The sequence below is a fragment of the Massilimicrobiota sp. mt181 genome (genome assembly GCF_055420065.1).
The window spans coordinates 56,046-80,485 of record NZ_JBVAYN010000004.1; the positions used below are offsets into that span (position 1 = coordinate 56,046).

Below are 24,440 nucleotides of genomic sequence, written 5' to 3' on the forward strand. Positions count from 1 at the left end.
TTAAAATGAAGAAAATATTACAGGCGATATTATCAATGGTGATGGTTTTAACATTGATGGCATGCCAAAATCAAAAGGAAATGGTTGAGAAAACACCAGAAGAAACTGTTGAAACAAAGGAACCTGAAGTGAAGAAAACGACAATTACTTTATCTTTTGTAGGTGATATCACATTAGGAAATTATGCTGGTCAGGGCTATAGTGGTTCTTTTGATCAGGAATATGAAAATCAGGGACAAGATAGTACTTATTTTTTGAAAAATGTGCGATCTGTTTTTGAAAAAGATGATTTAACGATTGCCAATTTGGAAGGACCTTTAACAACCTCCAGAGATCATGCTGAAAAGACATTTGCCTTTCAGGGAAAACCTGAATATGTGAATATATTAAAGGAAGGGAATATTGAAGCTGTCACTTTAGCGAATAATCATTCCCGTGATCATTTTGAACAGGGAATGCAGGATACAAAAGATATATTAGATGAAAATCAGATTGAGCATTTTGGCTATGATGAGAGTTGTATCATGGATGTTCAGGGAGTGAAAATTGGTTTTTTAGGCTATTCTTTTCCAGATAGTTTGACATCTGAAATGAGTCAAGCCATTATGGATTTAAAGAAACAAAGTGATTTGGTTATTGTTTATTATCACTGGGGTATTGAACGTGATCAATCTCCAATGGAATCACAACGTTCCATTGCAAAAAAGACAATTGATACAGGTGCTGATTTGGTCATAGGTTCTCATCCTCATGTTTTACAGGGAATAGAAACTTATAAGGGCAAACAAATTGTTTATAGTTTAGGAAATTTCTGTTTTGGTGGAAATAAGAATCCAAGTGATAAGGATACAATGATTTATCAGCATACTTTTTCTTTTGAAGATGATCAGCTGGTTAAAGAAGATCATGAAATCATTCCATGTATGATTTCATCAACTTCATCACGCAATAATTATCAGCCAACAATTGTTGATGGTGATGATGCTGAGCGTGTTTTAAGTAAAGTTCATAATATTGAATAGCACTCATGTGCTATTTTTCTTTATATGGTTTTGTTTGGGGTTTCATGATAAAATAGAATTAAGATATAGAAAAGAGGATAATTTTATGGATCAAGAAAGAAAGGTATTGGATTTTGATTTTCCTGCATGGATTCAGTCACATCATAGTGATGATTATCAGATTGTTGCAGAGGATGAACATCTGATTAAATTATTAACTGATTATGGGGAAGCTTCTATTACATTTACACAGATTGAAGAAAGTACGATTGTTGAATTTTCTATTGTTTCGAAAAAAGATGATTCAGTTAAGTTTTATTTGCATTTTGAACTGAATGATGAAGATCATGCCAAACAATTGTATGATGAGATGGTAGAAACATTGGTTGGATTAAAAGCTGAGAAAACATTACAGGTTCTTTTGTCATGTTCAGCAGGACTAACAACATCAATGTTTGCGGAAAACTTAAATAGTGTGGCAGGTATGCTGGGCTTGGATTATCATTTTGATGCTGTCTCATATTTAAGTATTTATGAAGAAGTTGAAAAATATGATGTTGTTTTGATTGCACCACAGATTGGCTATATGTTGAATCGTTTGAAAGACAGTTTGACGGATAAACTGGTTTTACAGATTCCAACAGCTGTTTTTGCATCCTATGATGCTTTAGGTGCTTTAAAATTCTTACAAAATGAATTAGAACAATATAATGCCAATAAAACACAGGAAATCAAAAAAGAACATACACATTGTGTTGAGTATGATAATCGTATTTTATCTATTGTCATTTCACATAATAAAGCTCAGACACGTATCTATTATCGTTTAAGTGATCACTGTGAAATCATTGATAGCAATATGATTATTAAACCAACAATGAATATTTATGATTTATATGATATTATTGATACTGTTTTATTAAAACATTCTCATATTGATGTGATTGGTATTGCAACGCCTGGAATCGTTAAAGATGATAAACAGTTAAGAAATACTGTCGATGAAAGAAATATTGATATTAAGGAAGATTTTGAAAAGAAATATGGTATACAGGTCGTGATTTATAATAATGCTAATGCAGCTGTTGTTGGTTTTGCGTTGGAACATCCTGAATATCAGAATATTATTTATCATTCGCAGCCTTTTGGTTTTGGTGTTGGTGGACAGGGTGTTATTTCTCAAGGAAAGATTGTTATAGGGAAAAATGGTTTGGCTGGAGAGATTAAGTATTTTATTCGACGTATGCAGTTATCTGATGAATGTGGAAAACTAGCCTGGACACACGAAGGTGTTTTGGAACTTGTCACAAAATCATTATTACCTTCTATCTGTGTGTTGGGACCAGAAGCTGTTGTCATCTGTTCTCCAATGACCAGTGATATGAATGAAGTCAAAAACAAATTAATGTCATTTATCCCTGAGGAATTTATGCCAGAATTTTATAGTATGAAAGAATCAAGTCCTTATATGCTTGATGGATTGACAGCACTATGCGTGAAATATCTAGAAGAAAAAAATTGAAAATGATTGTATAAAATTAAAAAATATCATAATATTATAAATTGATGAAAGTGAGTGATGACATGAAAGAAAGAATTGTATTTATGGGAACAGCATCTTTTTCATTAGCTGTTTTGAAAATGTTGATTGAAGAAAACTATCATATTGTCGGTGTTGTCACACAGCCTGATCGATATGTAGGAAGAAAAAAAGTTTTAACAATGCCTGATGTCAAAGTAGAAGCTTTGAAACATGATATACCTGTGATTCAACCAGCACGTATTAAAGAAGATTATCAGGCGGTTGTGGATTTAAAACCGGATTTGATTATTACAGCAGCATATGGTCAAATTGTCCCACAGGCAGTTTTGGATATCCCTCGTTTAGGTTGTATTAATGTCCATGCATCATTGTTACCATTATATCGTGGAGGAGCGCCAGTTCATCAGGCCATTATTGATGGACAAGATAAAACAGGTGTGACAATTATGTATATGGTCAAGAAAATGGATGCAGGTGATATGATTGCCCAAAGAGAGACACCTATTTTAGAAGATGATACAGTGGGTGTTTTATATGATCGTTTAAGTGATTTAGGTGCCAAGCTGCTTAAAGAGACTTTGCCTGATATTCTTGCAGGTCAAAATCAGCGCATCCCACAGGATGAAAGTCTGGTCACATATGCCCCTACACTAACAAGAGAAGATGAACGTCTTGATTGGAATATGTCTGCCAGACAAGTTTATAACAAGGTTCGTGGAACCAATCCATGGCCTGGAAGCTATACAACTTATCAGGGAAAGACAGTTAAAATCTGGGCTGGACATGTTCATCAATGTGAAAATGCAGTGAAACATCATGCTCATCAGGATAATGGCACAATCGTCAAAATCTTTAAAGATGCGATTGGTGTTAAAGTGAATGATGGTGTTTATTTGATAACAGAATTACAATTAGAAGGTAAAAAGAGAATGTCTGTCAAAGATTATTTGAATGGACATTGTATCTTTGAAGTCAATACAAAGTTTGAATAAAACTTTGTATTTTTTCGCATTTTGTAAGTGAATATTTTGTGAGAAAGGAATCAAGTTTATGTATTTCATCATCAAACAAAAACTCAGTCAAAAGTTGACAGACATCATCTATAAAACTAGATTCAAGGAATGCATCTTTTTTATGGCTATTAAAAAGATTAAGAATAAAAGAAAATAACTGTTGAAAAAGAGTTTCTACAGATGTTCAAAAATACTTATCTTATTTATTGAAGCAATGCATAATATTTATTGAGAGGCATTTGTCTTTGATTATGCATTAAAAGATTTTATATACCACAAATGATTCCATTTAAGGAATCGTTTAAAAGCAGAACAAATGACGATTGTGATAGCGCGTGTTATAATAGTATAAAATCATATTTAAGGAGGATGTTATGAAGACAATAAGATTACTATATCCTGATTATATGAGTGGTGGATTGGAACAATATTTTTTTTGGAGCTCATTTAATGTCACATATTTTGCCTCAAAATAACAATCAACCAGTTGTAAACGTGGAAATTTCACCACCGGATGGAAAAGAAAAAAGAGTCATAGATGGTATTTATGGAAAAAATGAAGTTATATCAGGAATAAAAAATGCAATAGAAAAAATAGAAAAAGAAAATCCAGATAAAATAATTACAATTGGTGGAAATTGTATTATTTCGTTAGCACCATTTGATTATTTACATGGAAAATATGATAATGTAGGTATCATTTGGATAGATGCTCACCCTGATGTTTCTACAGTAAAAAATGGTTATCCAAATGCTCATGCTATGGTATTAGGTTCTTTGATGGGTTATGGAGACAAAAGCTTATCCGATTTGATGAAAAATAAATATTTTCAATCTGATGAAATATTATATGTGGGGCTTCAAGATTTACATGATTATCAAAGACAATTTTTAGATGAAGCAGGAGTCAATTATAAAATACAAACAAATGAATTTGCATCTGATCAAGATATTTTGTCTTTTATAAAGAAACATGAAAATATACTTGTTCATTTTGATGTTGATGTTCTTGATGAAAAACTTTTTCATTCTACTTATTTTGCAAATGATGAATTAACAGGTGATGGTTCAGGTGGAGGAAAAATGACATTTGATCAATTAGAAAGAACTCTTCACTGTATTACAGAAAATGCCAATGTTGTAGGATTTACGATTGCCGAATATCTGCCTTTTGATGAATATAAGCTCTATAAAATGTTTTCACAAATGAATATGTTTACTGAATAATTTATTATATGAAAGATTGTCAAAGATTATAAAAAGGAATTATCATTGATTAAAAAATATTTGTAGGAGCAGTTTGTTTTGATAATGAACTGCTTTTTCTCTGCCCATTTTTGAATTCTATTTTTATGTGGTGATCTCTAGGAGTATATCACATATAATGAATATAGGAGAAAGCATTGTGAATCAAAAAAATGGTATTATGGAAAACTGGGGAAATCATTTTGTTGTTATGTGAAATCATATTGATTTTTGGATAAATCGTGCATTCACAATCTGGGAAGTGTATAATGGAGATATAAGATTTCGTAATCTTTTAAAAAAGAAAAGTGAGGAAGAAAACAATGCGAATGGTTGATTTAATTGAAAAGAAAAAAGATGGATTCAAACATACTCCAGAAGAGATTCACTTTATTGTAGCAGGTTATACCAAAGGAGATATTCCTGATTATCAGATGAGTGCATGGCTCATGGCAGTCTGTTTTCAAGGCTTAGATAAGGAAGAAACAGCTATTTTAACTAAAGAAATGATGCATAGTGGTGATGTTATTGATTTAAGTGGTATTCAAGGAATCAAAGTTGATAAACATAGCACGGGAGGTGTTGGTGATAAAACATCTTTAGTTTTAGGACCGATTGTGGCAGCTTGTGGAGTACCAGTGGCAAAAATGAGTGGAAGAGGATTAGGACATACTGGTGGGACATTGGATAAATTAGAATCTATACCGGGCCTTCATATTATGATTGATGAAGAAGATTTTGTGAAGCAGGTTAATGATTGTGGCTTGGCGATTATTGGACAGAGTGGTCATTTAGATCCAGCTGATAAAAAAATGTATGCCTTGCGTGATGTCACCGCCACTGTTTCCTGTATTCCATTAATTGCCTCTTCTATCATGTCAAAAAAACTGGCAGCAGGCAGTGATGCGATATTGTTAGATGTGAAATATGGTGATGGAGCCTTTATGAATACAATTGAAGATGCCAAAGAATTGGCACGTACAATGATTGACATTGGTGATTCGCTTGGTAAAGATACCAGAGCAACCATTTCTAATATGAGTCAGCCATTAGGTTATGCTATTGGAAATAGTCTGGAAGTTAAAGAAGCTATTGATACTTTAAATGGACATGGACCAGAAGACTTATTAGAACTTTGTTTACAGGCAGGAAGTCATATGTTAATTCAGGCTCAAAAAACAGATTCTCTAATTACCGCAAGAAAAATGCTTGAAGAGACTATTGAAAGTAAAAAAGCGCTTCGTACATTATGTGCTATGGTCAAAGCTCAAGGTGGTGATGATGCTTATATCAGACATCCAGAAATGTTTCCTAAGGCTAAAGACGTAATTCCTGTTTATAGTCAAAAAACAGGATATGTCAAAGATTTAAAAGCAAAGCCTTTAGGTATAGTCAGTATGAAGCTGGGTGGAGGACGTGAAAAAACAGATGATGAGATTGATTATAGTGTTGGTTTAGTTCTTCATAAAAAAATAGGGGATTTTGTGAAAAAGGGTGAAGTATTAGTTGAAGTTCATACAAATACGGGTTTAAGTCAGGAACTTGAAACTGAAATTTTCAATGCTTATGATTTTTCAGATGAATTTGTTGGAAAGCCACAACTCATTGATGAAGTTTTGTCATAATTATTTTCAAAAAGTGATATTTTTATACGTGATGTCGAAAAATGATGTATAATAATATGCGGTGGTGAAAATAATGGGAAAATTTTTATTTTTTGATATTGATGGGACATTGGTTGGCAAATCTAAAATGGTGACTGAAAAAACAAAACAAGCTATTCAAAATGCCAGACAAAATGGACATCGTGCTTTTCTTTGTACAGGGCGTGCTCCAACGTCTATTGTAGGGGATATTCAAAATATTGAGTTTGATGGAGCAATCTGTAGTGCAGGTGGTTTTGTCATTGTGAATGGTGAATATATTTTTGAAAATTTTATGAATCAATATATTTTGTCGGAAGTGATGACTCTATTCATTAACAATCATATCTTATTTACATTGGAAACTAAAAATGCTTTATATCAGACTCCAGGTGTAAATGAATTCTTTGATCAGAAACATCAAAAAGATTGTGAAAACAATTTAGAATTAATGCGATTTTTTCAGTTGAGACGTATGGGAGAAAATCGTTTACCAATTAAAGATTTTAATATTTTAACAACAGGTGTTACCAAAGTATGTTTTATAGCACCTCATAAACAAAGTTTTTTAGATTGTGTACCTTTCTTAGAAGAATTCTTTAATATTGTGACTTTTTCTAAAGAGGAAGATGATTTTATAAACGGAGAAATTATTTTAAAACATTGTACAAAAGCTGATGGTATTTTAAAGGTTGTGAATCATTTCCATGGACAAATGAAAGATACAATTGGATTTGGAGATAGTATGAATGATTATCAGATGCTTCAAGAAGTTAATGTAGGTGTTGTCTATGAAGGAGCAACAGACAATTTAAAAGCATTAGGAAAATATTTCTTTACTGATCCTGATGATGATGGTATTTATAAAGTGATGAAAGAAATGAAATTGATTGATAGTGATATATAATATTGAAAATATTTGACTTTATATGAATGCCATGATAAGATGGTTGAGCAAAATTAAAGAATGCACATGAATATTTGTCATCGGATGAATATATCTTGAGGTGCTTGAACGTATTCCGTAGATCTGAGAAGGAATGCGTTCAGGCACCTTTTTATTTTGGCAAAGGAGGATTATGAATGAAACATTTAAAAAAAGAATTTTGGAGATATATGATGTTTGCTATCTTGGGGATGATTGGTTCATCAGGAACAATTTTAGCAGATACGTTTTTTGTTTCGCATAGATTAGGTTCAGAAGGTTTGGCTGCTTTAAATATAGCGATTGCGATATTTGGACTTCTCAATGGATTAGTGATGATTGGGATTGGTGGTGCCACTTGCTATAGTATCTATAAGGCTCAACAACGTCATGGTGAGGCGAATCAAACCTTTACTTTATCTTTTCAAATGACGGTAGGCTTAGGATGCTTATTCTTTTTCATGGGGTTGTATGGTGCCTCAGGACTTGCAAAATGTTTAGGTGCTAATCAGGATATATTGCCTTTATGTACAACTTATTTAAGAACGATTCTTATGTTTGCACCAAGTTTTTTATTGAATCATCTTTTCATGTCATTTGTTCGTCATGATGGAAGTCCTCAACTGGCAATGTTGATGATGATATCTGGCAGTTTAACAAACATTGTTTTAGATTATCTTTTCATGTATCCCTTACATATGGGAATATTGGGAGCGGCTTTAGCGACTGGTTTGGCGCCAACCATCAGTGTTTTCATTGCATGTCTTTATATTTTCCTTCAAAGACATGGCTTTCACTTGACAAGAACTTCATTTCAAATTTCTCAACTTCTTACCATTTTAAAGCCAGGACTATCAAGCTTTATTAATGAGTTTTCTTCAAGTCTTGTGCTTGTTGTATTTAATTTACTGATTTTAAATTTGGAAGGTCATATTGGTGTAGCCGCCTATGGGATTGTCGCAAATTTGGCTTTGATTGTTTTGGCTATTTTTACAGGTGTTGCGCAAGGACTTCAGCCATTATTAAGCAGAGCCTATGGTCAAGGACAGAGTCAGGAAATTCAATACTTATATAAAAAGGGATGTTATGTGGTTTTGAGTATAGGAATCTGTGTGTTATGTATGGCTTATCTGTTATCATCTCATTTGGTTGCTTTATTTAATCATGAAAATCATCAAACTTTACAGTTGCTCGCTGATGAAGGGATGAGATATTATTTTATTGGATTTATATTTATCGGCTATAATTATTTAACAATTTCCTTATTAAGTACAACCAATCAGGTTTTTTCAGCATTCAGATTATCTTTGTTAAGGGGATGTATAGGTATTATTATGGGTGCTTGTCTGTTTGCGATTTTATGGGGTATGACAGGGATTTGGTTAGCATTTCCATGTGTTGAATTCATCACAATGCTAATAGGAAAATTCAAGTTTTCTTTCCGACATTTTTTAGAAATTTCAAAGTAGTGAAAAAATTTTTTCAAATTTTTTCCTTTTTTTTCGTTTTTTATAAAAATATATGTCTAAAGTGGCTGGACATCTGTTTTTATTCTTTATCTTTGATAAAATAGACTTGTCTCTTATCTGTTTGAGAAAAAATAATCTTTTCATTCAAAAATGGATTATAATCAAGATATGTAAAGGAGGAGCATTTATGGATATTGTTTTATCAAGAATTTTAAAATATTTAAATGGTTGTCTTGATGATGATCATATGTATCGTATTGGTTTGTTTGTTGTCCATCATTATGTGGAAATGGAAGATTATTCATTGCAGAGAGTTATAGATGAAGGGCATTTTCGTGAAGATGAGATTTTAGATTTCTGTAGACATTTAGGCTTTGAAACTTATGAAGATTTTCAAAATGAACTTATTGCAGATTATATGCTGCGTGTCTCTCAGATTCGTGCACGTATGTTAGGTGTTTCGGCTGCAGGCTTAATTGAACAGTTGGATCCATCATATGATAAGGAAAGTCTTGTGAAGGAATTAGAATTAATTTGTGAACTCATATTTAAAAATAAACGTGTTATTTTAATAGGGGCTTTGTATCCAACAAGCATTGCGGTAGAATTTCAGACTGATTTTATTACTTTTGGTAAAGAAGTCATTCAATATCATCATTTTGTGAAAGATTTTCAATTCCAAAAAGATGATGTCGTTATTTTTATGAGTGCTACTGGAAGAACTTTACATGATTATTTAAAAGAAAGTGCTCATCAAAATATCCAAGATGCTCAAATTGTATTGTTAACGCAAAATGTTAAATATAAAAATAAAAATGATTTGGGAGCACAATATGTGATTCAAGTGCCAGGACGTTTTGATGGTATTCAATTCAATTATCAGATGATGATGATTTTTGATGTTTTACGTATTTATTATTATACAAAATATTATATTTAGGAGGTTTCATTTATGGATGTCAAAGCGATTATGTGTGATGTTGATGGAACATTATTAAACAGTCAAGGGATTGTTTCTCCAATGACAGTTGATATGATAAAAAAAGTGAGAGAAAAGGGCATTTTATTTGGCTTATCAACAGGTAGAGATGTGCATAGCGTCAAAACACTTTTAAAGATTTGGGGTATTGAAGGTTTGGTAGATGCTATTGTGGGAACAGGTGGCGCTGAAATTTATGATTATACTCTTCATGTAGATAAATCAAGCTATCCATTAGATGGAGAACTGATTAAAGATATTATTCATCATTATGAGGATATGGACGTGAATTTTGCTATTCCTTATCAAGGTGTGTTGTATGCACCAAAAGATGATGAATATATTCAAATGTTATCAAGAGATGATCGTGTGCCTTATCAGGTCATAGATTTTGATGAATTCTTAAAAGAACCTCGTCCTAAACTGATTATTATTTGTCAACCTGAATATATGGATCAAGTTGTGGAAAGAAGTCAGACATTTTCTAATGACAAGTATAAATCATCTTCATTGAAAACAGCCAGTGTTTTATATGAATATATGGATCCAAGAGTTACAAAAACACATGGTTTACAGGAAGTGATGGCAATGCATGATATTTCAATGGAACAATTATGTACATTTGGAGATGCTGATAATGATTACGATATGACGCTTCATGCTGGTGTTGGTGTTGTGATGGCCAATGGTAGTGACAAGACAAAGAGCGTTGCTGATTATATCACAGATGATAATGATCATGATGGTATTGGAAAATTTATTGAAAAACATATTTTGTAAGCTTTCATTTTGATGAGAGCTTTTTTTCATGTATAATAAAAATAAGAGGTGGTTTATATGAATATAGCATTAATAGCACATGATTCTAAAAAACAGGAAATGATTGAATTTGTCAAAAAACATGAATCTTTTTTTAAGCAACATACATTATTTGCGACAGGGACAACAGGATTGAAAATTATGGAAAATACGGATTTGAAGATTCATCGTTGTTTATCTGGACCTTATGGTGGAGATCAGCAGATTGGTGGTTATGTGGGTGAAGGAAAAATGGATTTTGTGATTTTCTTTAGAGATCCTCTGACAGCTCAACCCCATGAGCCTGATATTAATGCTTTGATGCGTGTTTGTGATGTCCATCAAGTTCCTCTAGCATCACACCAAAAAACAGCAGAGCTGATTATTAAAACTTTAGAAAGTGAGGGAAAATAAAATGAGGTATGAAATTCAAGGAACACCTTTTCCAGTTGTCATTTGTGAATTGGAGAAAGGTGAAAAAATGGTGAGTGATAGTGGCGCAATGGCTTGGATGGATCCATGTATGACGATGGAAACAACAAGTGGTGGTATTGGTAAAGCCTTTGGAAGAATGTTTTCAGGAGAAACAATGTTTTTAAATGTCTATCAGGCAAAAGAAGCTGGTAAAATTGCTTTTGGTTCTTCATTTCCTGGTGAAATCAAAAAATATGATATAGCACCTGGTAAGGAAATTGTTGTTCAAAAATCATCTGTTTTAGCCTGTGAAGAAACAGTAGAAAGAAGTGTTTTCTTTAATAAGAAAGTATCAACAGGACTTTTTGGTGGTGAAGGTTTTGTGATGAGTCGTTTATCTGGACATGGTGTTGCCTTTATTGAAATTGATGGCGCAACTGTAGAATATCAGCTAGAAGCCGGGCAAAAGCTCATTGTTGATTCTGGTAATCTGGCTTTAATGGATGCAACTTGTCAATTGACAACACAAACTGTACCGGGTATGAAGAATAAATTATTAGGTGGCGAAGGTTTATTTCATACAGTCATTACAGGACCGGGTCGTGTTGTTTTACAAACGATGCCGATTTCAACAATTGCTCAAAGTATTATTCCTTTTATTCCAACAGGAAAATAAATTATGATTTTTAATATTAGTGGTCGCAGCGATATTGTTGCTTTTTACAGTGACTGGTTTTTTCATCGTTTAAAAGAAGGGTATGTCTATGTCAGAAATCCTTATTATCCTACACAGATTACTAAATATTTGATCAATGAAGATGTTGTAGATTGTTTTGTCTTCTGTACAAAAAATCCACATCCTATAGTATCACGTTTAGATGAACTCAAACCTTATCCTTCTTTTTTCTATGTTACCATTACACCCTATGGAAAACAGATTGAACCACATGTTCCACACTATCAAAACGTTATTTCTGATATTCAAAAACTGTCATTACAACTTGGTCCACAAGCAGTAGGTATTCGTTATGATCCGATTTTTATCAATCAGGAATATACATTGGAAAAACATTTGTTTTACTTTGAAGATATACTTTCAAAACTTCAAGGATATACACATCTTTGTATTATTAGTTTTATTGATCTTTATCAAAAAACAAAAAGAAACTTTCCTGGAATTCAGGAAGTTTCTTATTTGAAACAACAGGCCCTTGTTGAAGCTTTTGTAAAGATTGCCAGAAAATATCAATTTCAAATCCAAATGTGTGCAGAACCTTATGATTTTTCATATTTAGGTGTATCTTCACAAAGCTGTTTAAACGAAGCAATTCTAAAAAATATAACAGGTTATGATTTTATTTCTGTTTCCAATCAACCCTTAAGACAACATTGTCATTGTTATCCAAGTCGTGATATTGGAGAATATAATACGTGCCCACATGGTTGTTTATATTGTTATGCGAATGAAAATAAACAAAAGGTGATAGAAAACTATAAACGACATGATCCACGCTCTCCTTTATTAATTGGACATGTTCATAAAGATGATATAATCAAACAGGCAAAACAAAAAAGTTACAAGCAAAGACAATTATCATTGGACTTATAAATAGAAAGATGCAAGGTGTTAATCTTGCATCTTTCATCAAAAAGTGAATGTATTTTTATTAAATAGGGATAAGCAATCTTTTTAAAAAAGGACTGATTTTCTCTTTTTTTCATATAATAAATTGAGGTGTTTTCATGATAAAAAAATACTTGATTTGTTTATGTGTATTCATATTATGTATGCAGATTGTCCCTGTGCATGCAGAAGATTTGAAATTGACACCCAATGCAGCATCATCATTATTGATGGAAGCTTCATCTAGGCAGGTTCTTTATGCCAATAATGAAAAAGAAAAACTTTTTCCAGCTTCTACCACAAAGATTATGACGATGATTTTGATGTTTGAAGCGATTAATAAAGGAACGCTGAAATGGGATGAAGAATTGAGTTGTAGTGCTTATGCTGCCAGTATGGGAGGGAGTCAGATTTATCTTGAAGAGGGTGAAAAGATGAATGTGACAGATTTGTTTAAAGCCATCAGCATTGCTTCAGCAAATGATGCCTGTGTTATGATTGGGGAACGTATTGCTGGAACGAATGATAATTTTGTAAAAATGATGAATGAAAAAGCCAAAGAGCTTAATCTCGTTAATACACATTTTGCAAATCCAACAGGATTACATGATGATAATCATTATACTTGTGCAATTGATTTAGGCATCATGGCAGCTTACTTAATTGAAATAGGAGGAGATCGTTTGTTTCAGACAACATCACTCTATGATAGTTATATCCGTGAAGATACAGCACATAAATTCTGGCTGGTTAATACCAACAAGCTTTTAAAATCATATGAGGGAGCAGATGGACTCAAGACAGGCTATACCAAAGAAGCCGGTTATTGTATTGTCACAACAGCCAAAAGAAATGGACTCAGATTAATTGGTATTGTCTTAAAGGAAAGTGATCCTAAAATAAGAAATCAGGAAGTTTCTCAATTGTTGGATTATGGATTTTCTTTATATGAAAATGTCACTTTGTTTCAAAAAGGTGATGTAATAGAAAAAGTAAGTATTGATAATGCGAAAGTTCGACAAATAGAAGCCATTGCTAAGGAAGATATTCAATATGTTCAAGATAAAAGTGATTCTACTGAAGTGACGTATCAGATGAACTATACAAATTTGGTTCCACCATTAAAAAAAGGTGAAACAATTGGTCATTTGCTTTTAATGCGTCAAGATGAAAATATTGCATCTTTTGAAATCATTGTCAATCAAGATGTTGAGGCTTTGTCATTTGTTGAAAAAGTTGTGAATCAATTGAAAATTCTGGTTTAAAAATCTATCTTGTGATGGATTTTTATTTTGCATAAATGTTCTAGTTTTGTTGAATCAATTCTACTTTTGGCGAAACGATTTTTTTTCATTTTGAATTGGTATATGATACTTAGGAAGGAGGAATAGAAATGGAAAATCATATAGAAATTGAAAAAAGTCATCACCTGATTATTGTCCATTTTTATGGTGAAATTGATAGTGTTATGGCACCTGTTTATCGTGGACAATTGAGTGATTTGATAGATGAAACACAGAAAGATCTTGTTTTTGATTTTCAAAATACATCTTTTATAGATAGTTCTGGTATAGGACTGGTATTAGGGCGTTATAATCAATTGAAATTTGAACATCGTACGCTTATTTTAACGGGTTTAAATCAAGTGGCATATCGTCTTTTTGAATTAACGGGGTTATTTCAAATTATGCCTTATTATGAATCCATAGAAAGTTTAAAGGAGGGAACGCTATGAATCAGATGGAAGTGAGCTTTAGTGCAATATTAGACAATGAAAATTTTGCAAGAACAACAGTAGCGGCCTTTTTAACACCTTTAAATCCAACAATTGATGAAGTTATAGAATTCAAAACAATTGTTTCAGAAGCTGTCAGCAATGCTATTATTCATGGTTATAACCAAAATCCTGAATGTTTTGTGGTTATTAAGATGAAAATAGATGGGCGCGCTGTTCAGTTGACAGTTCAGGATTATGGTAAGGGCATAGAAAATTTAGAGGAGGTCAAAGCACCTTTTTACACAACTGCAAAAGATCTGGAACATGCAGGCATGGGTTTAACAATCATCGAAACACTGGCAGATCGTTTAGAAATTGAGAGTGTTATCAATATAGGAACAAAACTGATTATCACAAAAAGTTTAAAAAATCATGACACAGTCTAAAACATTGGACCTCTTAGAAAAAGTACGTTTAGGGGATGAACAGGCTAAAGAAGAGGTTGTGAAAGATAATTTAGGTTTGGTATGGTCAATTGTCCATAGATTTAAGAATAGTTATTATGATAAGGAAGACCTATTTCAAATTGGGTGTATTGGGTTGATGAAGGCTATTAATCATTTTGATACATCTTATCATGTTCAATTTTCTACTTACGCTGTTCCTATTATTATGGGAGAAATTAAACGTTATTTTCGTGATGATGGGACAATTAAGGTTTCACGTTCTTTAAAAGAATTAAATATCAAGGTCACAAAAGCGAAAGAAATCTTACAAAATCAAAATAATAAGGAACCAACTATTGAAGAAGTCGCTGCATATTTAGGTGTTGAACCACAGGATGTTGTAGAGGCTATTGATTCATCTTATTATCCAACATCATTAAATGAACCTATTTATGAAAAAGATGGTTCAACAATTAGTGTTGAAGATCGTTTAATTGATAAGAGTGATACGATGTGGTTTGAAAAAATTGCTTTAGAAATGGAAATGGAGAAACTGGATGATAAGGAAAAGATGATTATTTATATGCGCTATCAGCTAGATTATAATCAGGAAACGATTGCGAAGCGTTTAGGGATTTCACAGGTTCAGGTTTCTCGTTTGGAAAAGAAAATTGTCACAAAATTAAGATCGCGCTTAAAAGATGGAAAATAGTATGCTATAATACACCAGAGGCGATAAAAAATGGAAAAAAACGATTTTAAGAAATCTTTATTAGAATATATAAAAGTCATTATTATTACAGTTGCTTTAACGCTTGGTGTTTTGTATTTTGTTCAAATATCTAGAGTTGTTGGGTCATCTATGGAACCTACTTATCATAATGGAAATATTATTCTGGTTGATAAATTCTTTTATAAAAGAGGAGAACCCTCATATAATGATATTGTTGTGGTAAAGTATCATGTGGCAGAAGGGGAAGATCAGATTATTAAGAGAGTGGTTGGTTTGCCAGGTGATCATCTGGAAATGAAAGATAATCAACTTTATCGCAATGGAGAATTGCTGAATGAGGATTATATTAATGAAACAATGCAAGGGAATGAAGATTTTTCGTATGATATTCCTGAAGGCAAGATTTTTGTGATGGGTGATAATCGTAATCATAGTGTAGATTCTAGAGAAATTGGATATATTGATTTTGATGATCAGGTTGTTGGTCGTGTCTTTTTTAAGGTCTTTTGATAAGACCTTTTTATTTTGGGAGGATTATCATGAAACTCAGATATAAACGTGTAGTTTTGGTTGTAATGATAGGTTGTTTGTTGATAGGAATTGTGAGTTATTTGTTTTTGAATCGGTGTCATTATTATGAGTATGATGGGACAATTGATACCTATATAGGAAGTTATCAAAAAGATCAGAAGATTTATACTTTTGATTTGAAAGGATTTGAAGTAGGGGAAAAAGTCTATTTGTCTCTAAATGATTTATATAATTGGGTTGTGATTGAGGATGAAGATGCTCAAGTTTATGTGGACTATCAAAAACATACTATGGTCTATCAGTTAAGTGATACAACATATTATATTGATTTTGGTAGAGATGAGATTAAATACAATGATGATTGTATAAATGTTGAAAAAAACAATGAACATATTTATATTTCTCATAAAAATATATATCTTTCTGTCTATTTTATAGAAAAAATATTGTTAAAAAACGAAAAAAATATAAAAATTGAAAATAAAAACGCTATCATTTCATAAATTTTATGATTTTTGTAGTCAAGAAGGCATTTTTTTGATAGAATTGAGTCATATTTGAAAGATGGAGTGAATCTCTCGAAAGAAAGGATGAAAATATGGCATATAAATTTAATATTACACGTGGTAATGCAATCTTGAATTTTTCTGAAGAATTTTGTCAAAGTCGTTGTCAATTAATTGAAAGTGAGTCTTTCGCAAAAGTTTTAGAAAAGTATATTAAACATATTAAAAGAACTGATACAACAGTTTATGAATATTTACATGGCATCCAAGAAGATGATGTTGATTTATTAAAAGATTTAAGAGATATCTTTAAATTATTATTAGTTATGTCTGTTGAAGAAGTTTGTGCAATGCGTTCTCAATGCAAAGCTTATTTTAAAGATAGAGATATGTTTATTGCTTTGGTAGAAGATATTTATTTATTCTGGAGACGTCTTCAAAGATATGCAATTGTTTTCAATGAAACAAAAAGAGCTGGATATCAGAATGTACAGTTTGCTGATGCACAAAGTGAATTTGAAGAACTTGTTTTAGAAGTTTATCGCTCTATTCAATCAGCTGTTGGTAAAAAAGATAAAGTTTTACGTCAAATTACAGCTGGGGTTAATGCGGGATTGGCTGTAACACATATGCGTCCATTTTTGCCATATGAGTACCGCAATCTTGATGAAATTCCTTTTATTGAATCAGTTGTTATTCATCCACCATTTATTGCGTATTCAAAACGTAATAAACGTGATGGTGTATTTCCAGAAATTAAAACAAATCCAATTGAAGATAAGAAATTCGATTCTGAATCATGGTTATGTTATCCTGCAAAAGTTGGAGATTTGTTATGCTTTGTTTACTTTAATGTCAAGTTCATGGCTCAAGGTGTGACTTTATGTAACTTGTTTGATTTAGCTGATGAATCTGAGTATCGTAATCGTAAACCAGATTTAATTTATGTTTATGGATATGAAGATGGTGAAATGAATCAGGCTTTCTATCAGGATGAATCTAATGATATGATTGTAGCATTATTGTCAGCTAGTGATGACTTTGATTATTTTGGATATATGAAAAAAATGTGTTTAACATTGCATAATGTACAAAAGATTAATCATCGTGAATTGCCAGTTCATGGCGCAATGGTCAAAATGACACTTCACAATGGTGAAACAAAAAATATTGTTGTTATGGGAGATAGTGGAGCTGGTAAGAGTGAAACTATTGAACAGATCAAGGTTATTGGTGCCGCATACATTACAGATTTAAAAACAATCTATGATGATATGGGTGTCTTATCATTAGGAGAAAAAGGTAAAGTTAAAACATCTGGAACAGAAATTGGTGCCTTTGTCAGACTAGATGACTTGGATGCAGGGTATAGCTTTAAAGAGTTGGATAGATCTGTATTCATGAACCCAGATAAAGTGAATGCTCGTATTGTCATTCCAATTACTGATTATAAAGATGTTGTCACAAAACATGATGTAGATATGTTCTTATATGCTAATAACTATGACGAAGATGGTGAAGCATTAAGCTTCTTTGATACACCTGAGGAAGCACTTGAAGTCTTTAGAGCAGGAAATCGTATGGCCAAAGGCACAACAACAGAATATGGTCTTGTTGGAAGTTATTTTGCAAATCCTTTTGGACCAGTACAAAGAAGAGAACAAACTGAACCTATTTTACAGGATTACTTTAAAAGAATGTTTAAACAAGGTATTAAAGTAGGACAGTTGCGTACACGTTTAGGTATTAAAGGTAATGAGCATCAAGGACCAAAAGATGCCGCTATTGCAATTTTAAAATATGTAACAGGTGAAGATGAATTAAAAGAATTGCCAGTTGAAGAATAAGGAAACGGAGAGTTTCCTTATTCTTTTCAATCAATAGGAGAAAGACTATGTGGATTATTTTAGGATTATTCGTTGTGGTTTTTACAATGATAAATATATATTGTTATTATTTTAAAAAAGATTTTCATATTTTTATGATATTAGCTTTATTTTTTACAGCATTAACACTATGCACTCAATATCAAATGATAGCGTCATGGAGTTTAGCTGGTGATTGGAGTGCTATAGAGGATGTTGTTCCAACAATGGCCATGATTTTATGGATTTTTGTTATTGTTTCATTTATTATCAATGTGATGCCTTTGTTATTGAGTTATCGAAAAAAATAGAGTGCAATGAATTTTATTGGTTTATGATAGAAAGGATTTGAAAATATGAAATGTCCATATTGTCAACAGGATATGCAGGAAGGCTATATTGGAATTGGTAAACAAGATATATGTTGGACACCAAAAGGAAAGAAACAAAGCTGGATTGTCAATAGAGCAAAACCTTATCAAAAGATGTTGGCTAAGATGAGTTGGATTCATGGCTCTAGTATTAAAGTGTATAGATGTCCTGACTGTTGTATTGAAGTGATTAATGAGAATGATTTATGAAAAGGCTGATAAATACTTAATGAAAAAAGGTTGTTAGATTTTATAATCCAACAACCATTATTTTTTATTAATAGATTCCCTGAGAAATCATGGCAGCTACAACTTTTTCAAATCCAGCAATATTAGCTCCTTTGATTAAATCATAACCTAAACCATATTTTTCAGCAGCTTTGACTGGTCCTAAAGTTCCACCATTTTCTAAGAAATAAGCAATAGCTTCTGGAGTTGTAGGCATATTGGCACCTTCAATAATATATTTGACACCATTAGCGACTAATTGTTTGGCTTCTTCTAATCCAATTTCATTTTGTGTTGCACATGGGAAAGCCATATCTACTTTTAATCCCCATGGTTTTTCACCTGGGTGGAATTCACAACCAAATTTTTCAGCATAGTCTTTTAATTTGACATCATTAGATTCTCTGATTTTTAATAAGAAATCAATTTTTTCATCTGTTGTAATACCTTCTGGATCATAGACATATCCATCTCTACCAGAAATAGAAACAACTTTAGCTCCATATTCTCTGGCTTTTAAACATACACCCCAGGCAACATTTCCATAACCTGAACATGCAATTGTTTTTCCTTCATAAGAATCATTAAAATGTTTTAAAACTTCTTTACCATAATAAACAGCTCCATAACCAGTTGCTTCTGGTCTAATTAAAGAACCACCATATGGTAATGGTTTACCAGTTAAGACACCATTTTCATAGGCACCTCTGATTCTTTTATATTGTCCATACATATATCCAATTTCTCTGGCACCTGTTCCAATATCCCCAGCAGGAACGTCAACGTCTGGTCCAATATGACGATATAATTCAGTCATAAATGATTGGCAGAAACGCATAACTTCAGCGTCAGATTTTCCTTGTGGATCAAAGTCAGAACCACCTTTACCACCACCGATTGGTAAAGTTGTTAGTGAATTTTTAAAGATTTGTTCAAATCCAAGGAATTTAATAATTCCTAAATTGACAGATGGATGTAATCTTAAACCACCTTTATATGGTCCAATTGCACTTGAGAATTGAACACGATATCCTCTATTGACATGAACCTTACCTTGATCATCTTGCCAAGGAACTTTAAACATAATTGTTCTTTCTGGTTCAACAAGTCTTTCCAAAATAGCCATATCTTCATATTCTGGATGAGCAGCAATTACTGGTTCCAAGCTTTCTAAAACTTCTTCTACAGCTTGAATGAACTCAGGCTGATCAGCATTTTTTGTTTTCACATCTTCTAATACTTTTTCAATATATTTCATAGTTTGAATCCTCCTTGAATTTATTATATACAATGATAAATAAAAAACAAGCATTTTAATAAAAAATTATTACATTTTTTGAAATTTAGATAAAAAATGTGATACTTTTTCGTTTAAATAGAATTAAAGGCAGTATTTCTTTTTGAAAATAATAAATTTTTATAATGTTTTGATTAAAGTTTTCATTCTTTATAAAATATGATAAACTACAAGAGGTGGTAAAAATGATAAAAAAATTTAAAGAATATAGAACGTTTTTATTTTGTCTTTGTTTATTTATTATATTCATATTATTGGGTATTTATGCTTTTATTCAAAAAGCATTACCTCAAAGTATAGGATGTTTTTTGCTTTCATTGATTGCATTGTTGTTAATGTGTGCAAGGTATAAGATTATTTTATTTGATAATGAAATGATGATTTATGAATGGAAAGTCGCAGCTATGTTACCAACACTTATTCCTTATCAAAATATTCAATCTATTCAAAAGAAATCAAAACATCATATTATTGTGGAACATCAAAAAACAAGCCATATATATGTTTTTAACAGTGATGCTTTTTTAAAGGCTTATCAGGAGATGAATCAATAATTATGAATCTTGTTGTGATGATGTTGTTGGATTATATTGCTGATCCTCAAATTTCTCCAGTTGATTATATGATTGCAACTTATATATTAAAACACGATACAGAAATAGCAGATATGACTATTTCTGTTTTCGCAGATTTACTTCATGTATCTTGCTCACAGATCAGTCGTTTTGTTCGTCATATAGGATTTTCTTCGTTTTCTGATTTTAAAGAATCATTATTATATCATGGTAATCCAAAACGCCATTCATTAGTTCAAAGAGGTATGGATTGTTCAGATTTTCAACAGCATCTTCATGAAGATATTGATTATTTCTATGAGCATTTTGATTACACACAATGTGTTGCTTTTGTAGATATGCTTTTATCTGTAGAGGATATTGCTTTATTTGGATTATTAAATAGTGAAAATAATGTGAGAGAACTTCAATATAATTTAGCTTTGCACCATCAAATATGTCTCACTTTTTTTCATGTTCAAGACCAATTAGAGTATATACGTCACAGTCATGGTGTGATTGTTATTTATTCTATGTCAGGTGAATATGTTTTTGATAATGGTTATTCACGTTATTATGGTATTGTAGAATCATTGAAAAAAAGTCAGGCAAAGATTTGGGTTGTTACAGGAAATCTAAAAGTTCAATCATTGGATTATGTTGATCGGGTTATTTTGATACCTCATATTCATGGAAATCTATCTTATTTGATACATTGTTTTAATGATTTGATTCTTTCATGTTACTTAAAAACAAGAAAATCATTTCCTTAAAATGGAAATATCTCTATAGTTGATGAAGCTATGATATAATCCGTTGTAGAGGTGAAAACAATGAAAATGAATAAACGATGTTTACCATGTCTGATGAATCAGGTTGTGAAGATGGCAGAGATGACAGGGAGTCTCAATCAAGATGAATTATTTCATCAAGTTTTTAGATATATGAGTGATGTAGACTTTACAAAAACGAATCCTGAAATTATTGGTGAGATCTTTGCTTTAGTGAAAGAGTATATCCATGATCAAGATCCATACCGTCAAATCAGAAATGATTATAATGAAATGTTTTTAAAACAACTTGATCAATTAGATCAACGTATTCAAACTTTTGATTATGCCGTGAAATATGCCATTGTAGGAAATATTATTGATTTTAGTCCTATGCATCAAAATGTAGAACATGATGTCATGACTTATTTTCAAAATATCGATGATTTGTCTTTAACAATCAATCATATTGAAAACTTAAAAACAGATATCTCGCAGGCTACATCTTTACTATATATCGGAGATAATTGTGGAGAAATCTGCTTAGATAAATTGTTACTCAAAAGAATTAAAGCACTCAATCCCAATATATCTTTATATTTTGCGACAAGAGGCGAACCGGTTGTTAATGATTCCATTGAAGAGGATGCCTATAAGGTTGGTATTGATGAGTATGCAACGATTATATCAAATGGAGATTATTCTTTAGGAACAGTTCTTTCACGCGTCAGCCAAGAGTTTTTAGATGTTTATCAGAAAGCTGATGTGGTGATAGCGAAAGGACAAGCTAATTTTGAGTGCTTAAGTGAAGAAAAGAAAAATATTTATTTCTTATTGATGGTCAAATGTGCTGTAATTAGTCATTATATAGGAATACCAGAAAAATCACTCGTTTGCATGTCTCAAAGCTTGTTATAATCTAAACTTGGAGGGGGAATCAAAATGGAACTACATATTCAAAAAATGTTGGATAATGTATCTTTTCGAAGGAAAAATATCATATCTCTCATTATGATATTGATAATGTGTTTAGGGTGCTGTTTAGCTATAACATGCTTGGTTTTTAAAATGCCTTCTATTAGCATCGTTTTGGCAATTCTTGTTCTTTGTCTGGAAATGATTGTTATGAGACAAAGACGAAAAGAACAGGGATTGACACAAACTATCAGTAGTGATCTTGTCATTACAGATGAAAATCATCGTTTTTTTTATCAAAATCGTATTTTTGATTTGAAATCATTAATAAGAGTTCAATATAATCAACATGTTATCATTGCTGTTTTTGAAGATTATGTCTTGTTTTTGGAATGTGATGAAGATGCTCTCAATTATTTTCGAACATTATGTTCACAGGTTGTTGATATTTCTTTAACTCCAAAACGAAGAATCACTTTGAGTTTGCTTATGATTTTGGTGATTATTGCTTGTACTATTATTTTTAAACTGATTGCGGGAATTCTTTATTGTCTATTAGCCTCTACATATCTGATTGATGGGAATGGTTTATGGATAGAATTTGGTATTTTATTCATTGTGATGATAAGTATTGGACTTGTTTATATGATTAAAAAACATGCTTTCATTATTTATATGATAGCTTGTATTATTGTGGCAATTTTGATGATTTTACCATTAGGTAGATTGGATCATTTGACATATCAGGGGCATGAACTGGCTTATCGCATTGAAGATGATTGTGTCTCTCTTTATCAAAATGTTCGTTACCTATTTGGTCAGCAAATTGCTCAAATTGAAACAGATAACGTGCAAAGAGTGGGTGTGTTTGAGAATGTATTTTATGTTGCTCATGACCAGACTTATGATTTTTATGCTATTGATAAGATAACACAGGATATCAATACATTGTTGAATAATCAAGAGCATCATGCATATGGTAGTCTATGGATGAATGTTGTGATTGATCAACATAAAGTGTTCATGAATCAGGAAGCATGTGAAGTCTCTTTGGTTGGGAATCATGTTTTGTATATTCAAACTGAATTTCATGATTATTTAATCAGTTTGGATTATAACGAGTGTGAAGTCTATCAGTTAGATATGTCATATCAGAGAACCTTAAATCTAAATCAGAATCTTTTCGAAGATGAACAAGATGATGAGGAAGTAGAAACGGAATCTCAACAACAGGAAACAACCGAATCTTCGCAGGAAGAACTTTTGTCGGAATCTCTTCAATATGATGAAGAAGAGAAAGATCAGCAACGTTATCAAGCTTATAATGATATGCTTGAACTTGATGATTTATCAAGTGTTAAGTCAAATGAAAATTTGGTGAAAGTTCATGATAATCAGGATGATATTTACCAGGTTATTAAAGCCATTGATCAGGAAATAACACGTATTGATAATAGTGAAGGTGTTATTTTAGATGTACAGATTTTGAGTATGACTATCTCTTCTCAAAATGATAATCAGTATGGAATTTACATCACAAAGCGTATTGATTCTTCAGTGGCAGAATCACAGACTGTAGAAGATGTTATTTTAATGAGAAAACAAAATCAGGATTATGTTGGAACCAGATTTTATAGTGTACGTTTTATGCCTGCAACAGGAAGGACAGATAATGAACCCTATGAAACACGTCAAACAACGGAATATCTTTATCGTATTGAAGGGCATCAGGTTGTGGAAAATGCATGGTAAAAAAGAATTTTTAAAAAATTCTTTTTTTATTATACAAAGTATGTTAAAATGGTAAAAAATGAGGTGATATTTATGAAAAAGACAATTTTAAACGTACAATT

Annotated in this window: 26 protein-coding genes; 25 read left to right on the forward strand and 1 reads right to left on the reverse strand. The window is 31.8% G+C overall.

From position 1 onward, the window contains the following. Positions 1-5 precede the first annotated feature (5 nt). From ACZYT4_RS03645 to ACZYT4_RS03745, 21 genes are all read left to right on the forward strand, one after another. Positions 6-1,022 (forward strand): CapA family protein, encoded by a 1,017-nt coding sequence (locus ACZYT4_RS03645; RefSeq protein WP_463782388.1) that lies wholly within the window; start codon positions 6-8, stop codon positions 1,020-1,022. A gap of 85 nt (positions 1,023-1,107) precedes the next feature. Then, complete coding sequence (locus ACZYT4_RS03650; protein WP_463782390.1) at positions 1,108-2,523, forward strand: PTS sugar transporter subunit IIB; 1,416 nt, start codon at positions 1,108-1,110, stop codon at positions 2,521-2,523. Positions 2,524-2,585: 62 nt separating this feature from the next. Next, complete coding sequence (gene fmt, locus ACZYT4_RS03655; RefSeq protein WP_463782393.1) at positions 2,586-3,536, forward strand: methionyl-tRNA formyltransferase; 951 nt, start codon at positions 2,586-2,588, stop codon at positions 3,534-3,536. A 471-nt stretch (positions 3,537-4,007) separates the two neighbouring features. Then, positions 4,008-4,784 carry an arginase family protein gene (locus ACZYT4_RS03660; RefSeq protein WP_463782397.1) on the forward strand — a complete coding sequence of 259 codons (777 nt, stop codon included), beginning with the start codon at positions 4,008-4,010 and terminating at the stop codon, positions 4,782-4,784. A 341-nt stretch (positions 4,785-5,125) separates the two neighbouring features. Further along, positions 5,126-6,427: a pyrimidine-nucleoside phosphorylase gene (locus tag ACZYT4_RS03665; RefSeq protein ID WP_463782400.1), complete on the forward strand. Its 1,302-nt coding sequence runs from the start codon at positions 5,126-5,128 to the stop codon at positions 6,425-6,427. Positions 6,428-6,500: 73 nt separating this feature from the next. Beyond that, positions 6,501-7,352, forward strand: coding sequence for a Cof-type HAD-IIB family hydrolase (locus ACZYT4_RS03670; RefSeq protein ID WP_463782403.1), 852 nt, complete (start codon positions 6,501-6,503; stop codon positions 7,350-7,352). 176 nt (positions 7,353-7,528) lie between these two features. After that, entirely contained in the window at positions 7,529-8,839 is a 1,311-nt protein-coding gene (locus ACZYT4_RS03675) for an MATE family efflux transporter (protein ID WP_463782407.1), read from the forward strand. Positions 8,840-9,026: 187 nt separating this feature from the next. Continuing rightward, the gene (locus ACZYT4_RS03680) at positions 9,027-9,779 is read left to right on the forward strand and encodes a MurR/RpiR family transcriptional regulator (RefSeq protein WP_463782409.1); all 753 of its coding nucleotides are present in this window, start codon (positions 9,027-9,029) and stop codon (positions 9,777-9,779) included. A 12-nt stretch (positions 9,780-9,791) separates the two neighbouring features. Continuing rightward, a complete protein-coding gene (locus tag ACZYT4_RS03685) occupies positions 9,792-10,598 on the forward strand; it encodes a Cof-type HAD-IIB family hydrolase (RefSeq protein WP_463782411.1) in 807 nt (268 codons plus the stop codon). 57 nt (positions 10,599-10,655) lie between these two features. After that, complete coding sequence (gene mgsA / locus ACZYT4_RS03690) at positions 10,656-11,030, forward strand: methylglyoxal synthase (RefSeq protein ID WP_463782413.1); 375 nt, start codon at positions 10,656-10,658, stop codon at positions 11,028-11,030. 1 nt (position 11,031) lies between these two features. Beyond that, entirely contained in the window at positions 11,032-11,706 is a 675-nt protein-coding gene (locus ACZYT4_RS03695) for a TIGR00266 family protein (protein WP_463782416.1), read from the forward strand. A 3-nt stretch (positions 11,707-11,709) separates the two neighbouring features. Continuing rightward, a complete protein-coding gene (locus ACZYT4_RS03700) occupies positions 11,710-12,639 on the forward strand; it encodes a DUF1848 domain-containing protein (protein ID WP_463782419.1) in 930 nt (309 codons plus the stop codon). Positions 12,640-12,773: 134 nt separating this feature from the next. Then, on the forward strand, positions 12,774-13,919 hold the full coding sequence (locus ACZYT4_RS03705; RefSeq protein ID WP_463782422.1) for a D-alanyl-D-alanine carboxypeptidase family protein: 1,146 nt from the start codon (positions 12,774-12,776) through the stop codon (positions 13,917-13,919). 128 nt (positions 13,920-14,047) lie between these two features. Further along, positions 14,048-14,389 (forward strand): anti-sigma factor antagonist, encoded by a 342-nt coding sequence (locus tag ACZYT4_RS03710; RefSeq protein ID WP_463782425.1) that lies wholly within the window; start codon positions 14,048-14,050, stop codon positions 14,387-14,389. After that, on the forward strand, positions 14,386-14,817 hold the full coding sequence (gene spoIIAB, locus ACZYT4_RS03715) for an anti-sigma F factor (RefSeq protein ID WP_463782429.1): 432 nt from the start codon (positions 14,386-14,388) through the stop codon (positions 14,815-14,817). The genes ACZYT4_RS03710 and spoIIAB overlap by 4 nt, the downstream gene beginning before the upstream one ends. Continuing rightward, positions 14,804-15,529, forward strand: a complete 726-nt coding sequence (locus tag ACZYT4_RS03720; protein ID WP_463782432.1) for a SigB/SigF/SigG family RNA polymerase sigma factor — start codon at positions 14,804-14,806, stop codon at positions 15,527-15,529. Before spoIIAB ends, ACZYT4_RS03720 begins: the two co-directional genes overlap by 14 nt. Positions 15,530-15,559: 30 nt before the next feature. Then, entirely contained in the window at positions 15,560-16,060 is a 501-nt protein-coding gene (gene lepB, locus ACZYT4_RS03725) for a signal peptidase I (RefSeq protein ID WP_463782436.1), read from the forward strand. A gap of 29 nt (positions 16,061-16,089) precedes the next feature. Next, on the forward strand, positions 16,090-16,584 hold the full coding sequence (locus ACZYT4_RS03730) for a hypothetical protein (protein ID WP_463782439.1): 495 nt from the start codon (positions 16,090-16,092) through the stop codon (positions 16,582-16,584). 95 nt (positions 16,585-16,679) lie between these two features. Beyond that, positions 16,680-18,434 (forward strand): phosphoenolpyruvate carboxykinase, encoded by a 1,755-nt coding sequence (locus tag ACZYT4_RS03735; RefSeq protein ID WP_463782441.1) that lies wholly within the window; start codon positions 16,680-16,682, stop codon positions 18,432-18,434. A 47-nt stretch (positions 18,435-18,481) separates the two neighbouring features. Next, positions 18,482-18,763, forward strand: coding sequence for a hypothetical protein (locus tag ACZYT4_RS03740; protein WP_463782443.1), 282 nt, complete (start codon positions 18,482-18,484; stop codon positions 18,761-18,763). Between the two features lie 45 nt (positions 18,764-18,808). Continuing rightward, positions 18,809-19,033: a PF20097 family protein gene (locus ACZYT4_RS03745; RefSeq protein WP_463782445.1), complete on the forward strand. Its 225-nt coding sequence runs from the start codon at positions 18,809-18,811 to the stop codon at positions 19,031-19,033. A 67-nt stretch (positions 19,034-19,100) separates the two neighbouring features. On the opposite strand, the gene gdhA is transcribed toward ACZYT4_RS03745, so the two are convergent. Continuing rightward, a complete protein-coding gene (gene gdhA, locus ACZYT4_RS03750) occupies positions 19,101-20,309 on the reverse strand; it encodes an NADP-specific glutamate dehydrogenase (RefSeq protein WP_463782447.1) in 1,209 nt (402 codons plus the stop codon). Positions 20,310-20,533: 224 nt separating this feature from the next. Between gdhA and ACZYT4_RS03755 the strand changes: the two genes are divergently transcribed. From ACZYT4_RS03755 to ACZYT4_RS03770, 4 genes are read left to right on the forward strand one after another with little or no spacing between them, the layout of a single operon-like run. Beyond that, positions 20,534-20,902, forward strand: a complete 369-nt coding sequence (locus tag ACZYT4_RS03755; protein ID WP_463782449.1) for a hypothetical protein — start codon at positions 20,534-20,536, stop codon at positions 20,900-20,902. A gap of 2 nt (positions 20,903-20,904) precedes the next feature. Next, on the forward strand, positions 20,905-21,675 hold the full coding sequence (locus tag ACZYT4_RS03760) for a MurR/RpiR family transcriptional regulator (protein WP_463782451.1): 771 nt from the start codon (positions 20,905-20,907) through the stop codon (positions 21,673-21,675). Between the two features lie 60 nt (positions 21,676-21,735). Beyond that, complete coding sequence (locus ACZYT4_RS03765) at positions 21,736-22,590, forward strand: damage-control phosphatase ARMT1 family protein (protein ID WP_463782456.1); 855 nt, start codon at positions 21,736-21,738, stop codon at positions 22,588-22,590. 24 nt (positions 22,591-22,614) lie between these two features. Further along, positions 22,615-24,339: a hypothetical protein gene (locus ACZYT4_RS03770; RefSeq protein WP_463782458.1), complete on the forward strand. Its 1,725-nt coding sequence runs from the start codon at positions 22,615-22,617 to the stop codon at positions 24,337-24,339. Positions 24,340-24,440 lie beyond the last annotated feature (101 nt).